Here is a 19,952-nt window from a genome sequence, read left to right on the forward strand (position 1 = left end):
AAAAGCGCACATTATTTATAGTCTACTTGAACAATAAAAAATTGCAGAAAAAACGTGAACTTATTAAGCATGCGCAAGCTATTTTTGCGCATTGTATGGGCAAACTAAATGCAGTACTAATATTTATTTTAAAAAATTAAAAAAACAGTAAAAGGAATTATTTTTGAGGGATTAAACAACAAGTAAACAAACTAAAGGGATTACTTATAATAATAAAAATCCCATATTAGCTAGGCTAATATGGGCAAAATCACACAATGAATTAGGTGTTTTTAAATTACGGTTTATGCTTTAAATTAAAGTCTATCAGTAATATTTCGTACTAAGTCAGAATCTACAAATTGAGTAATAAGTGCAGTGCCCCACGCATAGCCACGCTGTATTGGGTAACCTTTAAAAATCCAGCGTTTACGCACGTGATTAAAGCGCTCTAAATAGTCTTGCTTTTTTTGTGGCAGAGGCTGCTCACCCAATTTATTCCATGCTTTATATACGCCTGACATGTCAGATCCTCGCATAAAGCGTTGCAACCAACGTGGAAAACGAGAAAAGCTAATAGTGGACTGAAAATCAATAAAGTAAGGTTTACCGTCTGCGCCGCATAAAATATTACCCATATTACGCAAGTCTAAATGCACGATGCCTTTGCGATGCATTTTTGCTACTTGACGCTCAAGCTCACTAAAAAAGTTAACAGGTAGTGTTTTGTCTTCATGAATTAAAGCGCGCAGTGGCGTGCCTTCAATATAGTTATAAGCAACCGCTATCGGCGACAATCTACAAAAGCGGTTAGCAACTGCATCAAGCTCTGCTAAACGGCTCAACCCTTTATACTCTTGATTTACCGACATTCGTGCAAATGTTTTGCGGATAAACCAAGGGCTTTGGCTAAAATCTTTAACGATTAAATCAAATTCATTATCTTTATATCGATACACAATCGCGTTAGCAAAACGTCCCTTATGGACAACACTTAAGTGATGTTGCATAAAAGTATGTTCTGGAAATTGCTGTTGTAATTGTACTAACAAATTATTTTCAATCATAACAAACCTAACAAGATGATAACTTTAATTGCCTAGGCAACTATATTATCAAAGTTAGATTCTGCGCACAATCAGATCAACTAATTAGCACGCTAACTTTCTATTGAAACAGTATCGCTATTTTATTGATAATCTACTTTTGGGGGGAGTCTGGCAGTGAATCAAGATTATTTATAGCTTTGAATAGTAAGTCGATTATTTGGTTTTTTTCTGGCTCCGAAAAACCACTTAATGCTTGCGCATAGACTTCGTTCACTACAGGCATAATTTCAGGACAAAGAGCTTTACCTTTTTCACTTAAACACAAAATAGTTGAGCGCTTATCAAGCTCACATTGCGTTTTAATAATGAGTCCTTTTTCTTCAAGTCGGTTTAGTAAGCGGCTCATAGCGCCACGATCATAAACCATATACTCGCAAAGTCCTGCAAGCGTATTAACCGACTCTCTCGCAAGTAGTACAACCACAATATATTGCGCAGAAGTTAAGTCCATAGGAAGTAACTTGGCATCAACATGAATGGCTAATCTCGAACGTAAAAAAGAGACTAAACGCCCCAAATCTTGCTCTGGCGCTAACTCTTCTCGAGTACAACGTTTAATTGATGGCATGTTTTGCATAGTTATTCCACTGTATAAGTATATTTGCATGCTGATAGACCTTAACGCATACAAAAAATTCAATAATTTTTATAAAAACTAAGCAGCTAAAACTAAGCCACAAAAATAAAGCCGCAATCAGCGGCTTTATTTTATATAGTTTAAAATTTTGTTAAATCTTAAACTGGCCAACTAAGTGTCCTAAGCTTTCACCACGCCCAGCTAAATGCTGACCAACTGAAGAGGTGGTTTTACTTGAAATAGTTAGCTCATTAACTATTTCTTGAATAGCAAATACATTACGGTTTATTTCTTCTGTAACGCTACTTTGCTCCAGCGCCGCTGTCGCAATTTGTGTGCTCATGTCGTTAATTGATCTAACTGAGCTTGTTACAGCGCCTAAACTTTCTGAAATAGCACGAGAGGATTCAACAGAGCGATTACAACTACTTTGGCTTGCTTGCATTGCTGCAACTGCATCTGATACTAAATTATGTAGCTCACTCAACATTTCACTAATCTCTAGTGTGCTAACTTGAGTACGACTTGCTAGGCTTCTTACTTCATCGGCTACAACTGCAAACCCTCTGCCTTGCTCACCTGCTCGCGCAGCTTCTATTGCAGCATTGAGTGCAAGTAAGTTTGTTTGCTCAGCAATTCCACCAATTACACTTAGTACGCTATTAATCTTTTTAGATTGATCACTGAGTGAATCAACCTGTTCAGCAGCTAGGTTAATTTCGCCCATTAAGTTTGAAACCTCACAGAGTGAAATATCAACACACTCTTGAGCTTTAGCAACTTCTTGCGTTGCCGCTTGAGTTGACTCTGCCACTTGGTTTGTATTTTGAGCCACCTCATGAGAAGTAGCCGACATTTCGGTAATAGCCGTTGCAACAAGGTCTGTTTCATGATTGTGATTAAGTAACTTGTCTTCAATTAATCGTGTTTGTGTATTTATGTCACCAGAAGCTGTTTTTACATCGTGTGTTACATCAACCACATTAGCAATAATGCCATGTAGCTTACTTACAAACATATTAAATGCTTCGCCAAGTTGACCTATTTCATCATTAGTATCAATGTCTAGACGCTTAGTTAAATCGCCCTCACCTTTTGCAATATCGTCAAGGCTTTGCGCCATGCGCTGTATTGGTTTTACCATTGTGTTTGCGGCAACTAACGCACATATAATTGTTAAAACAACCCAAAATAAAGCAATTAATAATAAGGTCATTACCTTATCATTCATGTGATCTTGCATTGTTGTTTGGTATTTAAGTAGCTCTGCGTCTATATCATCCATATATGCGCCAGTACCAATCATCCAGTTTGTGCCTGGTATCATTGCTGCATAGCCCATCTTTTCAACTAAGCCTGTGGTATTTGGTTTTTGAAAATGATAGTTAAAAGCGCCACCGCCTTTTCTAGCTTGCTCTAATAAGCCCACTATTATTTTTTTACCGTTAGGGTCAGTCATCCCTATTTTGTTTTGCCCTTCAATAGCATCACCTAGTAATGCATGAAAAACACTAATGCCATTGGTGTCGTATATAAAAAAGTAACCACCTTGGCCAAATGTTAAGTCTCTTAAAGCGTTTTTAGCATCTTGCTCAGAGCCATTTGCTAATTGATAGCGAACAATTTTGCTAGCAATTTCAATTTCGGTACTTAGTAACGTTTGCTTGTCACTTATTAACTTAGTTTGAAATGCTTCAAAATTTTGTTGCTGATTTTTATTCTCTAAATAATAAGAACTCAGCATTAAGCTGATCAAAAGTAGCATTAGCGGTAAAATAGCTAGTAACAGCAATTTGTTTTTCAAGCTTAAATTACTCATTTTTTCTCCGAGGTGAATAAAGGTGTGTGTGCAGCAACAACTAAAATCTAGCAAAACTAATATAGTTTGCAGATTTACTTATTTGCCCAAAATAACTTCGCTCATTTATATCGCTTTAAACTTATATTAAGAAAAGCATAGGTAAAATTAGGTAGGACCAAGTTAGTTAGAAGTCAGCTTAGCCATATTATAATCCCAACTCGGCATTTTAGACACCAATAACGCAGAGACCTTAGTCTTAATAAAAATAATTCATCCAACGTTTATCCATTATTTAAAACACTCTCTATAAATAATATCCACGTAGCCTTACTGCTTTTATTTAAGTTAATTAGTTTTAATTGCGGCGAGTTAGATTATTTGTAAGCGAGTATAAATATTGGCCTCAAGGTTAAATTAATATGTAGAGATTAATTTTTTATTAACATATAATAACCCTATCTTCCTAGTAACAAATAACCAGATAGATTAAAACATATTGTTTTGAGCCACTGTTATGAATTAATAAAAATGAATTACTAATGAAATATATTTTATACCTCGTGCTTTTAATCTCTAGTCAAGTATTTGCAAAGCCTGTAAATAATAGTATTGCATTTTACTATTCGTACCCGATGCCTCTAGCCGAAATGACTTTTTATTCTCGCGTTGTAGTTCAGCCCGAACACGTCACTGAGCACGAACTTAATTGGTTTAAACAACGTAATATTGCTGTTTATGCTTATTTAAGTGTTGGCGAGTCCTTTAATAAAAATAAGTCATCACTTAGTATAAACCCCAACTGGGATAGTCATATTGCCGATTTAGCATCAGCACATTGGCAACAACATATTCAAAGGAGCGCTGAGACATTAAAAGCACGTGGTTTTAGCGGCTTATTTTTAGATACTCTAGACAGCTATCAACTTTTAGATGACAAGCACAGTAAACCCGAACAACAAGCTGGATTAGTCACCATAATAAGTTCACTCTCTGAGACTTTTGATAAGCACCTTATCCTCAACCGGGGCTTTGAGCTATTGCCTAAACTCGCTAATTTAGCCAATGATTTAGTGGCGGAAGGTTTATATAGCCATTACAACCCAAACGACAATAGCTATAAACTGACTAACAAAAACGACCAAAATTGGCTAAGCGCACAATTAAAAAAAGCACAAAACTTAGGCCTCAACGTCCAAATTATTGATTATGCAAAGCCCGATAACCGCCTCGCTATGGCACAAAAGATTATAGACGCAGGTTTTAATCCATGGGTGACAGATGGCCACTTGCAAACATGGGGTACATCATCTATAAAACCGGTGCCTAGGCGAATATTAATTCCTTATAATAGCGATATTTCACCATTAGTTAAAAAATCTGTTCATTCAAAGCTTGCTACAATCATAGAATACTTAGGGTATATTCCTGATTATGTAGATGTAGCTAAAGAAAGCTTACCTAGAATAGATCCGAGTTTACATGCCGGCATTATTTCTTGGACTACTCATAGTATATTTTATAGTACTGAGATTATTAAATGGCTGGAAGGGGGTTTAAAAATAGTACCGGAGCTAATATTAGGGGAATTACCTCAATCAAATAAATTACTGATTAGTTTAGGCGTAGAAAATATAAATAATGCGCAAGCTGGACCTTATGAAGTTAAATACTTTGCCGATTGGCTAAAAGGTGAAACTACAAAAGCACCTGTAATTATCAGACCAAATTCCCTTAAGTTAACCTCAGACGCCACAGCGTTAATTAGCATTAGTTCAGCAAATGGTAAAATCCTAGCGCAAGGAAGTAAGACTAAACTAGGTGGCATAATAGTAGCCCCTTGGCTAATTGATAATTTACCACTGGAAGGCAGTAAATGGGTGATAGACCCTAAGAACTTGTTAACAAAAGTACTAAATTTACCCACAATATTAGCTCCTGATACAACGACTCTGAGCGGAAGGCGTATGTTAACTTTGCACATAGATGGCGATGGATTTAGTAGCGTTGCGCACTTCAAAGGTAAGCCATACAACTCAGAAGTTATTCGCGATGAAATAATAAAAAGGTACAAATTGCCATTAACATCCTCCATAATACAAGCAGACATAGAGCCTAACGGCTTACATCCAAAACAAAGTGAAGAACTTGAGCAAGTTGCAAGAGATATATTTAAACTACCTTATGTAGAGGTTGCATCACACACATACAGCCACCCTTACTTTTGGAAAGTGCTATCAGGGATACAAAACATAGATGAAGATGATACGAAATACGGACTTAATTTAAATATTCCTGGGTATCTCTCTGTCGATTTAGAAAAAGAAATTTCAGGGTCAATTCAATATATTAATGAACGACTGACGCCAAAGAATAAAAAAACAGTATTAATTCTATGGTCAGGCGATGCGGTTCCAGGACCAAAGGCTTTAGCCATAGCAAGAAAAGCTGGCGTGCTCAACGTGAATGGTGGTAATACTTCAGTAAAAGCTGATAACCCAACTCTTACAAATGTATCGCCAATTGGACGACCTGAAGGTGACTTGTTATACCAAATTTATGCACCCATTATTAACGAGAACGTATACACCAACTTGTGGCATGGGCCTTATTATGGTTTTAAGCGCCTAATCGAAACATTTGAAATTACAGAAAAACCATACAGATTAAAACCCTATAGTATTTACTTTCATTTTTATTCTGGTGAACTACCTGCTGGACTTGATGCCCTGAAATATAATATAGACTACGTACTTGCAAGACCGAATACGCCAGTACATTTAAGCCAGTATGCAAAAATAGCTAAAGACTTTTATTTTTCAGCTCTTGCTAAAAACAGCAATAACGAATGGGTTTTTAGCTCTCAAAGTATTCGAACATTACGTATTCCCAATGATTTTGATGTTCCTAATGTAGCTCAAAGTTCAGGAATATCCGGCGTCACTCAAAAGGGTAATTACATTCATATAACTGATGATTTAGCAAAGCTTAGCTTTGATCACAGCCAAGAAAACAATGTACCGTATTTAGCTTCAGCTAATGTCTCCATGGATAATTGGCAAGTGAATGGAGCTGTCAGTTTTAAAGCCTGGGTGCCTGCTAAAATTGATTTAGTTAATGGCCGTTCTTGTGAGTTTGTTTCTAATGATGGAAAGCGCTTTAAAGGTAAATCAAATGCTGATATCACACAGTTTAGTCTGCCAAAAGGTCAATTCTACGGTTACTTAAAATGTAAAAGAGCTGCTTGATGGTGAGTAATAAAAAACTAAGCTCTTATTGTAAGTAACATATTGATACATTCTTTTATCGTTTTTCTAAGTATAGGTTTGTAGGTTGCTCTTAATAACTCGAGTGGCAAACCAATGGGTTTTATTGTGGTGAGTTAATCAAACCAGCATGTTATTATACCCCTTGAGTATATGGTTGAATTAACATGTAGAAATTAATCTTCCATTAACATATAATAACCCTATATTACTAATACCAAATAGCTAGATAAATTGGAACGCATTACTTTGAGCCACAGTTATAAATTAATTGAAATGAATTACTAATGAAATATTTTTTATACCTAGTGCTTTTAATTTCTAGTCAAGTATTTGCAAAGCCTGTGAATAATAGTATTGCATTTTACTACTCAGCGCCGATGCCATTAGCCGAAATGACCTTTTATTCTCGCGTTGTAGTCCAGCCTGATCTTGTGACTGAGCACGAACTTAATTGGTTTAAACAGCGTAATATTGCTGTCTATGCTTATTTAAGTATTGGTGAGTCGTTTATTGAAAGTAAGTCTTCACTCGCAGTTAACCCTAACTGGAATAGCCATATTGCCGATTTAGCATCAGCACATTGGCAACAACATATTAAAAGTAGCGCTGCGGCATTAAAAGCACGCGGCTTTAGCGGCTTATTTTTAGATACCCTAGATAGCTATCAGCTATTAGATGCTACACACAGTAAACCCGATCAACAAGCTGGGTTAGTCACCATAATAAGCTCACTATCTGAGACTTTTGATAAGCACCTTATCCTCAATCGGGGATTTGAGTTATTGCCTAAACTCGCTAATTTAGCAAGTGACTTAGTTGCTGAGGGTTTGTATAGCCACTTCAATCCAACCGACAATAGCTATAAAGTGACCAACAAAAACGACCAAGATTGGCTAAGCGCACAATTAAAAACAGCACAAAGTTTAGGCCTCAACGTCCAAGTTATTGATTATGCAAAGCCCGGTAATCGCCTTACTATGGCACAAAATATTATAGACGCAGGTTTCAATCCGTGGGTGACCGACGGTCACTTGCAAACGTGGGGCACATCATCAATTACGCCGATCCCTAGGCGCATTTTAATCCCTTATAACAGTAACGTAAAACCACTCATATACACTACCGTACACTTAAAGCTTGCGACCATGATTGAGTATTTGGGGTACATACCTGATTACATAGATATGGCAAAACGCGACTTACCTTTGGTTGACCCTAGCTTACATGCCGGTATTATTTCGTGGACCTCAAGCGACGCATTTTACACCCCAACACTTACCAATTGGCTTGAAGCTAATTTAGGTGTTGTGCCAGAACTTATTTTAGGCGAGTTACCACAGTCTACTAAATTACTATTTAACATGGGTATTGAGTCGTTAAACACACTACCTGAAGGTCCATATAAACAAGATAGCTTTGCACCTTGGCTCAAAGGAGAATCCACAACACCTCCCCCTATCGTTAAACCATATTTACTAAAATTAGCAACTAATGCGACTCCTTTAATTACAATAAAATCAGCTGATAACACGATAATTGTACAAGCGGCTAAAACTAAATATGGTGCAGTCGTGGTTGCTCCTTGGCTAATTGATACATTTCCGATGGAAGGCAGCAAATGGGTTATTGATCCGCGTACATTGCTTACTCAAGCAATGGGGTTACCACCTATATTAGTGCCAGATACAACCACCGAAAGCGGCAGGCGAATGCTTACGCTGCATATAGATGGAGATGGATTTACAAGTATTGCCCACTACGCAGGTAAGCCTTATTCAGCAGAAGTAATTCGAGATGAAATAATTAAACACTACAAACTACCGTTAACGTCATCAGTGATCCAAGCTGATATTGAAGAAGGCGGTATTCATTCTAAACAAAGTGCCAAACTCGAAGGCATTGCGCGTAGTATTTTTAACCTGCCTTACGTAGAAGTTGCTTCACACACCTATAGCCACCCCTATTTTTGGACTGCTCTATCTGGGCAAAAAAAAATAGATGAAGACGACACTGATTACGGTTTTCATCTAGATGTACCTGGCTACAACACAATTAGCCTTAAAAAAGAAATTACCGACTCGATAAAGTACATTAATGACAAGCTCGCACCTAAAAATAAAAAAACAGTGATGATGTTATGGTCAGGCGATGCAACTCCTGGTCCTAAAGCGCTTGAACTGGCTCGTGATGCTGGCGTGTTAAATGTCAATGGCGGTAATACTGATGTAAATGCTGATAACCCAAGCCTTTCTCACATCTCCCCTATCGGTCGCCCTGAAAGAGATTTGCTGTATCAAATTTACGCCCCCATATTAAATGAAAATGTTTACACAAACTTATGGCATGGCCCTTATTACGGCTTTAGACGCTTAACCGAAACATTCGAAATAACAGAAAAGCCATATAGGTTAAAACCTTACACTATTTATTATCACTTTTATTCAGGTGAAGTTCTTGCGGGACTAGACGCTCTTAAACACAACATAGATTATGTTTTAGCAAGGCCAAATACACCGGTGCATTTAAGCCACTATGCAAAAGTAGCAAAAGATTTTTACTTTTCTGCACTTGCAAAAAACAGTAATAATGAATGGTTATTTAGCTCAAAGTACATTCGCACTCTGCGCATACCTACCGATTTTGATGTGCCAAACATAGCTCAAAGTGAAGGTGTATCTGGTGTAACTGAAAAAGGTGACTACATACATATTATAAATAACATAGCTCGCCTTAGCTTTGATCATAGCCAAAATAGTAAAAAACCTTATTTAGCATCTGCAAATGTTGTTATTAATAACTGGCAAGTTAACGGACCGGTTAGTTTTAAAGCATGGGTGCCCGCTTCACTTGATTTAATTAATGCACGTTCTTGCGAATTTGTATCTAATTTGGGTGAGCGCTTCAAAGGTATTAATCGGGGTAAATTAACACATTTCAAAATACCTGCAGGTGATTTTTATGGTTACCTTAACTGCGACGGAGCCGCACTATAATGAATACTACAAAGCGCCCTCAGTTAATTTCAGTAAAAACAATATTAGCGATATTAGCCGTAAGTTGTTTTGCACTTTATGCATTATTTCCACATACCTTATTTTTTGAAGATGATGCACTTTCACAAGACTATACCTTTGAGAAGTCTTACCTTAATGCAGCGCTCAATACAGAGCCCGACAACGAAAAGCTACGCGCAAAATTAGTTGAGCTACATATAGGGCTTAGTGAGTATTCACAAGCTACTAACGAGCTTGAAAAGCTACCTAGAGGTGAGCGCAAAGCAACACTTGAAATAAAGCTGCTCTACTCATTATGGCTAGCAAGCGGTGCTAAAGTTGACGACCGCTTTGAAGAGTTATCTTTAAAAATTGGTGCTCATAAAAACTGGAACGAACAAATATTAACTATTGCAAAAGCAGTTGGGTTAAATGCAAAAGTTGCTCAGTACTATCAAAAAAATAAACAGCCTCTCCTTGCAGCCGATTACTGGTTAAGCGCAGGGGAACCTGACAAAGCATTCGCTATTTATAAAACAAATATAAATGCTGATATTGCAGCTAAAGCGATTGAAACTGCACTTGGTGCAAATAACCCGATACAAGCTTATGCATGGTGGAAAACCTATGGCGACCAAGCCAATATTAAACGCACACTTTATTTGGCTAACTTAGCAGGCAATACAGAAGATGCGGCTCAAGCCATTGAAAGTTTATTAAAGACCGATCCAAATAACAGCGAGTACTTAACACAAGCAATGCACCTGCGTTTAGCAAATGCAAATGCAAAAGGGGCTGAGCAATTACTTGCAAAGCTATTACTACAAAGCCCAGCTGACAAAGAGCTACATTTATTAAATTGGAAGATAAAGCGCTGGCAAAACAAGCCTAAAGAAGCACTTCGAGAGTTTAAATGGCTAATGTCTAACAAAGCTGTAACTCCTGCGATGCTTACCGATAGTATTAACGATGCCACCGCTTTATATTTATACCAAGACGCTAATGATATATACGAATATAAAGCCCAAAATAGAAATCTAAAAGGTAATGGCTTTGCTAATTGGATGCAAGCTAACGAATTTATTGGTAACACAAAGCAAGAATTAAATAATATTGAACGCTTTGAGCAAATAAATGGTAAAAGTGCATTATCACAATATTGGAAAGCAAAAGTACTTCACGATACTGGTAATTTAAAAGCATTAAGAGCTTTGTGGCCTACATATAAAGGGCCTAAAAATGAAGAAGATTTACTTTGGATTGCCCGCGCATTTTGGCTAGATGATGACTTTTCTACAGCTCTGCAAGTACTAAAAAACAAACATGAAAGTTCTGACGATGAGTTTTGGAGCGCCAATGTTGACATGGCAATGCGAGTTAAGGACAAAGCTCATGAGCTATATGCATTAGAGAAGTTACAAAAAATAAGTCCTTTGAGCGTAGGCGACATGCTGCACTACCAACAACTGCGCTTTGAAGGTCGGCCTCAGGAGCTTCTTGATTATTTATGGAAAAGTGAGTCGCAAACTGACCGTCAATTGATTCAAATTGCATTATTAAGCACACAAGTAAATGATGCTAAATCAGTTGCACGTATTCATGCTGAACTTGATAAGCAGCGCTACAATAAAGCTCTCTACCCTGCTTGGTTAATTCTTTCAAATTGGTATCAAAACCAAAGTGATTTAAATTCAGCTTATACAACTTTAAACCGCGCCGCTAAATTAAGCGAATATGACTCTGATGTTGTGCTTGCACAAGGTTGGTTAGCGCTGCAAATGCATGACACTGTAATGATTGGCCACATTTTAACACGATATTCTCAAAGCGACACTTCCTATGCGTGGACGCAGCTCTTAGCTAGCCTATCTATTTATGAAAAATCATATAACAGTGCCTACTTTTATTTGCGTAAATTAGCCATTGCAGATCCAAGCGATTTAACAACACTGGTTAACTTAGCCGATGTAATGAAGCAACTTGGTTATTATGCAAATGCTGCTGAACTTAATCACTATTTACTGCAACACTTACCTAAAGATAAATATGCATACAGAGGCTTAATGTTCCGCTGGGCGGGCGCGATGGCTGTTCCTCATTTAATGCAATTAAACACAATGGAAGAACTTGCCCCCGACACTATTGGTGAGCCCCAAACAAACTGGTGGTTAGCGCGCAGAGCTGCACAAAAATTAGAGCCATGGCAAAAACTACAACTTTATATGACCAACGGCGAATTTAATAAAGCGAAACAACTATTAGCAGAAGGCTCACTAAGCAAATTAGATGAACTAAACGCCCTACTCTATCTAAAGCAGCCATACGCAACAATGCAGCGTTGGTACGAAGAACTCACTGGCGAGGCAAATGAATCGCAATTGAGTTTACTCAGAAATGCACGCGCATCCTATTTTAGAGCGCTTGAAATAAACCTATCGCCAGAGGCTGGTTTAAACAGTAGCCAGTACGATGTAAACGTTTATTTTCCTTATGCTAATGGGCAATGGAAATTAAGTTTAAGTAATCAGCAAAATCTTGATAACAACGGATTACTGTTTGCGATAGAAGATAAAATGACATTTGGTCGTTGGTATTTTGATGCAAAAATAGATTCTCACCAAGGCAGCTTAGTTAGCCGCCAAGGTCTTAGCTTAGACTCTCGTTATCAATGGGATTCGCGTACACAGATAGGTTTAAAGCTTGAATATAATGTTGAAAACCGCCAATCAGAAGCGCTACTTAGTTATGCTCAACTAGATAAAGCCACGGCTTATGTTAACTACAACATTGATGGTAGACAAAACGTACAACTATCAGCAGCAGCGATGTCTTTTTCTCGAAGAGACGATGGCAGCTCACTAATAAACGGCCAAGAATATAATGCTCGTTACCAATACAGCATTTTAAAAGACCGCCCAATTTGGAACGCTTATTTTAGTGCACAATGGCAAGACTTTGAACGTGTAAATGCATTAATAAATACAGACACAAGACCTCTAAGAGTTGACCTTCAACCATTTAGGCGCTTTGCACTAGGTACCTCATTTGCCTCAACGGGTTCGTTAGAGCCGCCTTATTTAGGCGCAAACCCTTCGTGGTTATTTGATATAAGTACTGGCTATCAAACACTTAACGATACAGTAGATGTATCAGTTTCAAGTGGCGCAGGTTGGTCTGTACTGGGCGATGATTTATTTAAATTACAGCTGGGTTACCAAAGTAGTAATAAAGTGGGTAACTCAGATACACAATTACAATTAGGTTATTACGTACATTTTTAATGTTAGGAGAGAGTATGTTTCGTTTAATTATACCGTGTTTGGTATTACTATTATCAGCATGTACCACCAGCAGAGTTGCTGATGATATAGAGCTTAGCCCTTCAAAAACAGTGGCACTAATGCCGCTTGTTAATCATGCTCAAACACCGCTTGCCGGTGAGCGTGCTGAAGATATTTTAGCCAGCATTTGGCAACAAAATAAATTACCAACTCTAATACGTGCACCTCGCGTAAACAGCAAAGAGCTTCCACCACTGGATGATCAATACCGTTTAGACAATGCTATGCAATGGTTAAGCACTCAACAAGCTGACTATGTACTAACAGGCAGCATTGAAGAGTGGCGCTATAAAGCAGGCCTTGATGGCGAACCTGTTGTTGCACTTACATTATCACTCACTGTAAATGGACAAACCACACCAGTTTGGACAGGTACTATTGCTAAAAGTGGCTGGGGCCGCGATAGCATTGCAGCAACAGCACAAGATGTGATTGCCGATTTAATTTCTTATATAGAGGTTAGTGAGTGAAAACACATTTCCTTAGACCAAGAGACGTTCCTGAGCTACAAATATGGGCTGAGGTATTTATATTTACCGCGCTTGCTTTAGGGCTGCCTGTATTATTTAACGCACAGGACCCATTTTGGACTGAGGGAGGGTTTTCGTGGCCTGTACTTGGCCCACTTTTAGTTTCTTTACGCTATGGCTTTTCAAAAGGCTTTATTAGTATTTTATGTTTGCTTGTTGGCCAACTTTTTTTACTTCAAGCAAATATTTTATCACCGCAAAGCGACTTCAATATTAACGCTATGATTGGCTACATTATTGTAATTATGATCACAGGCGAATTTAGGGATGTGTGGGAGCGTACTAATCAACAGCAAAGTATTCAGCTTGAGTACGTAACAGATCGTCTTGAAACATTTACTCGTCAGTATCATTTAATTAATTCATCTCACGATAGAATTGAGCAAATGCTAGCTGGCCATACGTTAAGTTTACGTGAATCACTACAAGCAGTAAGAACCTCTATCGGGCTATTAAAAGAAAGAAGACTTGATAGCGCAGCACAAAAAATAATCGACTTGTTTGTTGAGTACGGTTCGCTAGAAAGAGCGGGGTTATATAAAGTTGAAAACGACAGTGTTTTAGAACCACCACTTGCCTCTATAGGTAAGATGAGTCAAATAGCTAAAAACGATCCTCTTATATTAGCGATGATCGAAGAAAAAGAATTAGTATCGGTAAAAGACGAAAAAGCATCATCGGGTATAAGTAAATACCATATGGCAATCCCACTTATCGACGTAAACAATACTATTTACGGCGCTATTTTGGTTGAAAGAATACAATTTTTTGCGCTTAAAAATACCACTCTTACACTACTTGCAGTTATGGCTGGGCATATTGGCGACCTACTGCGCCATGAAATAACAAACCCAGTAATGACTTATGAAGAGTATCCATACTTTATTCGCCAAGTTAAACGTGCGAATAAAGAAGCAAAACGATACAACATTCCATCGCAGCTACTAAAAATAAAAGCTAATAATATTACTGATAAATCCACTCAACTTATGAGTTATTTAAGTGAAGCACGCCGTGGTTTAGACATTTATTTGTACGATAATCAAAATCAGGTATTACTGCTATTAATGCCATTAGCTGATGAGCTTGAAAAAGCAGGGTTTATCGCCCGAATGAACACTTGGTGTAAAGAGCGCACTGGTAGCACTTTAGCTGAGCTTGATATTGTTATTGAGCAGCAACTTGCACTACCTATAAGCTCAGATGACATAAAGAGATTGGTTTCACTTTCATGATTATAATTATTGTAGCGGCTATATTAGGGTGTATTTGTCAGTACTTTGCACTAATAGAAGTACTGGAAACACCTGATTGGTTTTTAGCTATATTATTGCATGCTATCGCTAGCATCTTTTTTGCTATTGTTAGTTATGTTTTTATACCTAAAAAATACAAAACGACTCCTTATAGCTCTTTGCTACTCATGTTTTTATTATTGTTTACATTACCAGTACTTGGAATTATAGGTGTTGTAGTAGCGCTTACGTTTGCTCTTTGTAAACCTCTCAAGAATGACGAGATAGAAATAGAGGAGCATAAAATACCTGAGCTTCCTTTTGAAGCCAGAGCAATATCAGCAAATCCAACCTATTCAATTGGCGGACTTAAAGCAATTTTGAAGCACGCTAATGAGCCAAATAAGCGTTTAAGTGCTGTAATGGCGGCTCGTCACATGAGTGACTCACAAGCTATTCCTATTTTAAAGCTAGCACTTAAAGATTTAGAAGATGATATTCGCTTGCTCGCCTACTCAACCCTTGATGGTAAAGAAACCAAACTTAACGAAAAAATCAGTTTGTATCAGCAAGAAATAGCAGTTACAACTAAGCAGCCAAAATTGAGTCATTTACAAAAACAGCTAGCCGAACTTTATTGGGAACTGAGCTATTTAGGCTTAGCCCAAGGCGCACTGCGTAAATACGTTTTAGAAAAAGCAGAAGCACTTGCATTGCAAAGTATTGAGCACGTAAAAACACCTGCAACTTTTATATTTTTAGGGCGCATATCTTTAGCCTTAGACAAATACGAAATAGCCCATGAGTATCTACTTAAAGCAACTGAGTTTGGTATGGCAAGGCGCCATGTATTGCCTTATAAAGCCGAAGTTGCCTTTTGTATGAACAAGTTTGACGACTGTAAACGCTACTTAAAAGAACTCCCAGAACAACCTAAGGGCAGTGAATTACGTCATTTGCAGGAGTATTGGCATGAGTAATAAAAATGCAGACATTTTACTGCTTTTAGAAGGCACTTACCCTTATGTACGTGGTGGCGTATCTAGCTGGGTTCATCAAATAATTGAAGGGTTACCTCATTATAACTTTGAGCTTGTTTTTATAGGTGGAGCACCAGAGCATTATGGCGAGATTCAATATACTTTGCCTAAAAATGTTACCAAGCTGCATGTTCATTATTTAGTACAAAATGACACTTCTGAAATAAAAGCCAAGCATGGCGTTAAATATAAAAAAGAACTCTTTGATTTTTGGCAGCAGCTACAAAATTATTTTAGAGATTGTGATGAGCCCATCCCAACTGAGTTATTAAAGTTTGCATTTGAGACTTTGGCTAAAAAAGACGGTATTAACGAAGCCGACTTTTTATATAGTGAATCATCGTGGCAAGTACTCACCAATTACTATTCAACTTTTTGTGATGAATCCTCTTTTATTGACTTTTTTTGGTCATACCGCAATTTATATAAACCGCTATTTAAAATAGCCGAAATTGCACGTGGACTTTCAAAGGTTAAACTTATTCACTCAATATCTACTGGGTATGCTGGTATTTTAGGATCTGGTGCCAGTGTAATAAGCGATACTCCCTTTTTGTTGACCGAACATGGTATTTACACCAAAGAGAGAAAAATAGATCTTATTCAAGCCAGTTGGATTAAAGAGTCTGAGCAAAGCCTAGGTAAAAACTTAAATACCGAGATGGGCTTTATTCGCCGTATGTGGATCAGCTTTTTTGAGCAAATCGGCCGAACAACATACCAAGAAGCAGATAAGGTCATTTCGCTATACGACGGTAACAGGCAGCGCCAAATAAAGGATGGTGCAGCGCCTGAAAAAGCATTTGTTGTACCTAATGGAATTAAAACAGTGCGCTTTATTGAAGCGCTTGAGCAGCGTCCAAAACAGATACCATCGGTTGTTGGATTAATTGGACGTGTAGTGCCTATAAAAGATATTAAAACCTTTATACGTGCGATTAAAGAGGCGCAATCGATGCTGCCTGAAGTAGAAGGCTGGATCATCGGCCCTTATGAAGAAGATCCGCAATATTACAAAGAGTGTGAACTACTTGTAGGCAGTCTTGATTTACAAAGCAGTGTAAAGTTTTTAGGTATGCAAGATATTACCAAAATTTTGCCTAAGCTCGGAATTGTAGCTTTAACCTCGATTTCCGAAGCGCAGCCTTTAGTACTTTTAGAAGCAATGGCGGCCGGTGTGCCTGTACTTGCTAGTGATGTTGGCTCGTGCCGCGAAATAATCGAAGGCGGAACTGATGAAGATAAAGCATTAGGTAAAGCCGGTGAAGTTGTCTCAATTGCTTCACCTAGCGAAACAGCACAACAAATATCAAACATGCTAACAAATGAGCAAGTTTGGCTTGAGTATCAAAAAAGTGGTTTAGACCGCGTACAAAAATTTTATGACGAGAGCCACATGTTTGCCCGTTACGATAAACTTTATAAGGATACAATGGCATGGCCGGAATAGGTTTTGAGATACGAAAAATTCTCAAAAAAAATACCCTGCTCTCAGTTTTTGAAGCATACGGCTACGCGGGCTTAATAGGCTCAGGCCCTTGGCTGCTCTCTATTGTAGCGTTAATGCTAATTGGTATTTTAAGTTTAGGCGTTGTATTACCCAAAGTACTTATTATTCAGTTTTTAACGCTTGTTACCTACATGATGGCAGCTTCACTTATTTTAACGGGTGGCTTGCAGTTATTATTAACTCGATTTATTGCCGATTTATTTTTTCAAAAAGAAGAGGCAAAGGTACTGCCTAATTTACTTGGTGCGCAACTTATAACAACAATAGCCGCGCTATTGGTAGGCTTGGCTGTATGGCCTATGCTCCCTATACCTGTTGTTACTAAGATTATAATTTTAGGTGCCTTTGTAAGCTTATGTAATCAGTGGCTTGGCGCTATTTTTCTATCGGGTATGAAAGAATACCGGTTAATTTTAATAACTATGCTAAGTGGTTACGCCTTTATGGTATTGCTTGCATATTTATTAAGAGACTGGCAGTTAGACGGCTTATTTTTTGCGTTTTTTGCAGGCGAAGCTCTGCTCTTTTTTAGCTTTTTGTTTATGATTATTCGCCGCTACCCAGGTGAAAAACTTATAAGCTTTGACTTTTTAAGCAATAAAAAAGTGTATTACAGCCTATTCTTTTGTGGTCTGTTTTATAACATTGGTGTGTGGGCTGATAAAATCATTTTTTGGTATTCACCAAGCACATCAATTCAAATTATTGGCACGTTACGAGCCAGCCCAATTTACGACTTGCCTATATTTTTAGCCTATTTGTCTATTATTCCCGGTATGGCAGTATTTTTAGTAAAAATGGAAACCGACTTTGTAGAAGAATACGACCGTTTTTACACAGCTATTCGAGAGGGTTCATCGTTAGAAGAGATTTACTATTTAAAAGACAATATGATCCAAACTGCACGTGCCGGTTTATACGATATATTTAAAATTCAAGGTATTACCGTTGCCTGCTTATTATTATGGGGCGAGCAAATACTTACCTTTATTGGTATTGATCCAAACTATAAAACGCTTTTATTTATTGATGTAGTTGGTGTGGGTGTACAAGTTATATTTTTGTCTATTTTAAATATTTTGTTTTATTTAGATAAACGCTCAACCGTCCTGTTTTTAGCGGGGCTATTTTTGGTAATAAACGTTGTTTTAACTTTGCTATCAATCGCTTTTGGGCCGCAATTTTATGGTTACGGCTTTGCTCTCTCAACTATTGTTACCTCTGTTGTTGGGTTATTTTGGCTTTCTAAACAATTTGAAGATTTAGAATACGAAACGTTTATGCTGCAATAGCATAATATAAAGGCTGCTTATGCAGCCTTTATATTTAAAGCTTTTCGTACAAAATTAAAATAATTAATTATTGGAAAGCGGCTGATACACACCATGTTTATAGCTCATATAAGCGCCTCAGTTTAAAGCAAAAAAGACTAGCTCAGTAAATGTATAAAATGTTTATAAAACAAAGGGCTTATAAAAACCAAGCCACCCTACCTTGGCCTAGCTAATCTCTTGTACAATTAGACTTAACTAGTTTAGCTTTATGCTAAATGAGGTAGCCGTTGCCATTACTTACTCACCCATCGCGCTTTAAAGCCACGCGTATCAACATGTATAAATGCGCCTCTGTGCGACTTAGGCCCATAAATACCTAAACCACCTAGTAAACCTTTAAATGATTCACGTCTAGCTAACGACTCCACTATATCGGCCATCGCTTTAGCATCACCAATTGAATGCTTACCATCATTATTTATATCATCCATACGGTAGTTGCCATCGTTATCTATAAAAATATCGGCAGCATCACCAAATACATGTCGGCTAAGTTTTACATTGCCAATTGATTTGTTGTAGTACGGAGTTCTATAACCGCTCATAACCACCATATTACTAACCGGTATACCTTCTAAAATCAGTTCTTTGCGTATTTTTTCTAGTTTAAGTAACAACTTATTTTGTAAAAATAAATACTTTGGGTGCTTACTTCGCTGCTTACTAACAAATTCTTTTAGTGAAAAGTGAGGTGATATTTTTACGTTTTCATTTTCAGGGGTTACCTTAACAAAGCCATCGGGCACTATGTAGTGTGAAGCGTCTTTAATCTGTGAAGGTTTAGGATAGTGCCCAATGTGGTAATACTTGAGCTTTCCTCCTTCAACATTGTCTGCCGGTACTTTTACAAATACGTTGATTTTCATACGCTGTTTTTTATCGGGCGACTCAATAATTACCGTTGTTAAACCAGGCTCTTTGGGTGCTTGCCATTGCCAGCGGTTGGTGTCTGTAAGCTTAGATTTCCCTTGAGTGTTAATTAGCGTGTAAGCATTTTTTGATTGCGCAAAAAGCACTTCAAACTCAACTTGTTCTTTGGGCATTACAAATACTGAAAACACCGAATATGGCATAACTATGTCGTTAATTTTTAGGCTAAATTCTGCATCTTCAAAGCTGGCTTTGTTTTTTATATCAACTACCTGATGCGCGGGCTTTATAGGCGCGGCAGCAAATACATGATTGCTAAATATAAGTGTGAATATGGCGATAGAAATATAATGAATAAATTGCATAA

12 protein-coding genes are annotated in these 19,952 nt (G+C 37.7%); 8 read left to right on the forward strand and 4 right to left on the reverse strand.

All coding sequences use genetic code 11. The features are described 5' to 3' along the window. Positions 1-296: 296 nt before the first annotated feature. The 3 genes from H5089_RS11790 to H5089_RS11800 form a co-directional block, all read right to left on the reverse strand. A complete protein-coding gene (locus H5089_RS11790; RefSeq protein WP_024596279.1) occupies positions 297-1,046 on the reverse strand; it encodes an RIO1 family regulatory kinase/ATPase in 750 nt (249 codons plus the stop codon). Positions 1,047-1,179: 133 nt separating this feature from the next. Beyond that, a complete protein-coding gene (locus H5089_RS11795) occupies positions 1,180-1,695 on the reverse strand; it encodes a MarR family winged helix-turn-helix transcriptional regulator (RefSeq protein ID WP_231388420.1) in 516 nt (171 codons plus the stop codon). A 121-nt stretch (positions 1,696-1,816) separates the two neighbouring features. After that, positions 1,817-3,484 carry a methyl-accepting chemotaxis protein gene (locus H5089_RS11800; protein ID WP_024597297.1) on the reverse strand — a complete coding sequence of 556 codons (1,668 nt, stop codon included), beginning with the start codon at positions 3,482-3,484 and terminating at the stop codon, positions 1,817-1,819. Positions 3,485-4,005: 521 nt separating this feature from the next. On the opposite strand from H5089_RS11800, the gene H5089_RS11805 reads away from it, so the two are divergent. The 8 genes from H5089_RS11805 (at position 4,006) to pelG (ending at position 18,673) form a co-directional block, all read left to right on the forward strand. After that, positions 4,006-6,711 (forward strand): endo alpha-1,4 polygalactosaminidase, encoded by a 2,706-nt coding sequence (locus tag H5089_RS11805; protein WP_182712254.1) that lies wholly within the window; start codon positions 4,006-4,008, stop codon positions 6,709-6,711. Between the two features lie 305 nt (positions 6,712-7,016). Continuing rightward, positions 7,017-9,725 (forward strand): endo alpha-1,4 polygalactosaminidase, encoded by a 2,709-nt coding sequence (locus H5089_RS11810; protein ID WP_182712255.1) that lies wholly within the window; start codon positions 7,017-7,019, stop codon positions 9,723-9,725. Further along, the gene (locus H5089_RS11815; protein ID WP_182712256.1) at positions 9,725-13,006 is read left to right on the forward strand and encodes a tetratricopeptide repeat protein; all 3,282 of its coding nucleotides are present in this window, start codon (positions 9,725-9,727) and stop codon (positions 13,004-13,006) included. The genes H5089_RS11810 and H5089_RS11815 overlap by 1 nt, the downstream gene beginning before the upstream one ends. A 14-nt stretch (positions 13,007-13,020) precedes the next feature. Next, positions 13,021-13,536: a hypothetical protein gene (locus H5089_RS11820; RefSeq protein WP_002958938.1), complete on the forward strand. Its 516-nt coding sequence runs from the start codon at positions 13,021-13,023 to the stop codon at positions 13,534-13,536. After that, positions 13,533-14,831, forward strand: a complete 1,299-nt coding sequence (locus H5089_RS11825) for a PelD GGDEF domain-containing protein (RefSeq protein WP_182712257.1) — start codon at positions 13,533-13,535, stop codon at positions 14,829-14,831. The genes H5089_RS11820 and H5089_RS11825 overlap by 4 nt, the downstream gene beginning before the upstream one ends. Continuing rightward, the gene (locus tag H5089_RS11830) at positions 14,828-15,811 is read left to right on the forward strand and encodes a hypothetical protein (RefSeq protein WP_024597303.1); all 984 of its coding nucleotides are present in this window, start codon (positions 14,828-14,830) and stop codon (positions 15,809-15,811) included. The genes H5089_RS11825 and H5089_RS11830 overlap by 4 nt, the downstream gene beginning before the upstream one ends. Beyond that, complete coding sequence (gene pelF, locus H5089_RS11835) at positions 15,804-17,321, forward strand: GT4 family glycosyltransferase PelF (RefSeq protein ID WP_182712258.1); 1,518 nt, start codon at positions 15,804-15,806, stop codon at positions 17,319-17,321. The genes H5089_RS11830 and pelF overlap by 8 nt, the downstream gene beginning before the upstream one ends. Continuing rightward, entirely contained in the window at positions 17,309-18,673 is a 1,365-nt protein-coding gene (gene pelG / locus H5089_RS11840) for an exopolysaccharide Pel transporter PelG (RefSeq protein ID WP_024597305.1), read from the forward strand. Before pelF ends, pelG begins: the two co-directional genes overlap by 13 nt. Before the next feature lie 275 nt (positions 18,674-18,948). Here pelG and H5089_RS11845 read toward each other — a convergent pair whose 3' ends face one another. Beyond that, positions 18,949-19,950: a D-Ala-D-Ala carboxypeptidase family metallohydrolase gene (locus H5089_RS11845; protein WP_182712259.1), complete on the reverse strand. Its 1,002-nt coding sequence runs from the start codon at positions 19,948-19,950 to the stop codon at positions 18,949-18,951. Positions 19,951-19,952: the final 2 nt, after the last annotated feature.

The sequence above is a fragment of the Pseudoalteromonas sp. SR45-1 genome (assembly GCF_014163655.1).
GTDB lineage: Bacteria > Pseudomonadota > Gammaproteobacteria > Enterobacterales > Alteromonadaceae > Pseudoalteromonas > Pseudoalteromonas distincta.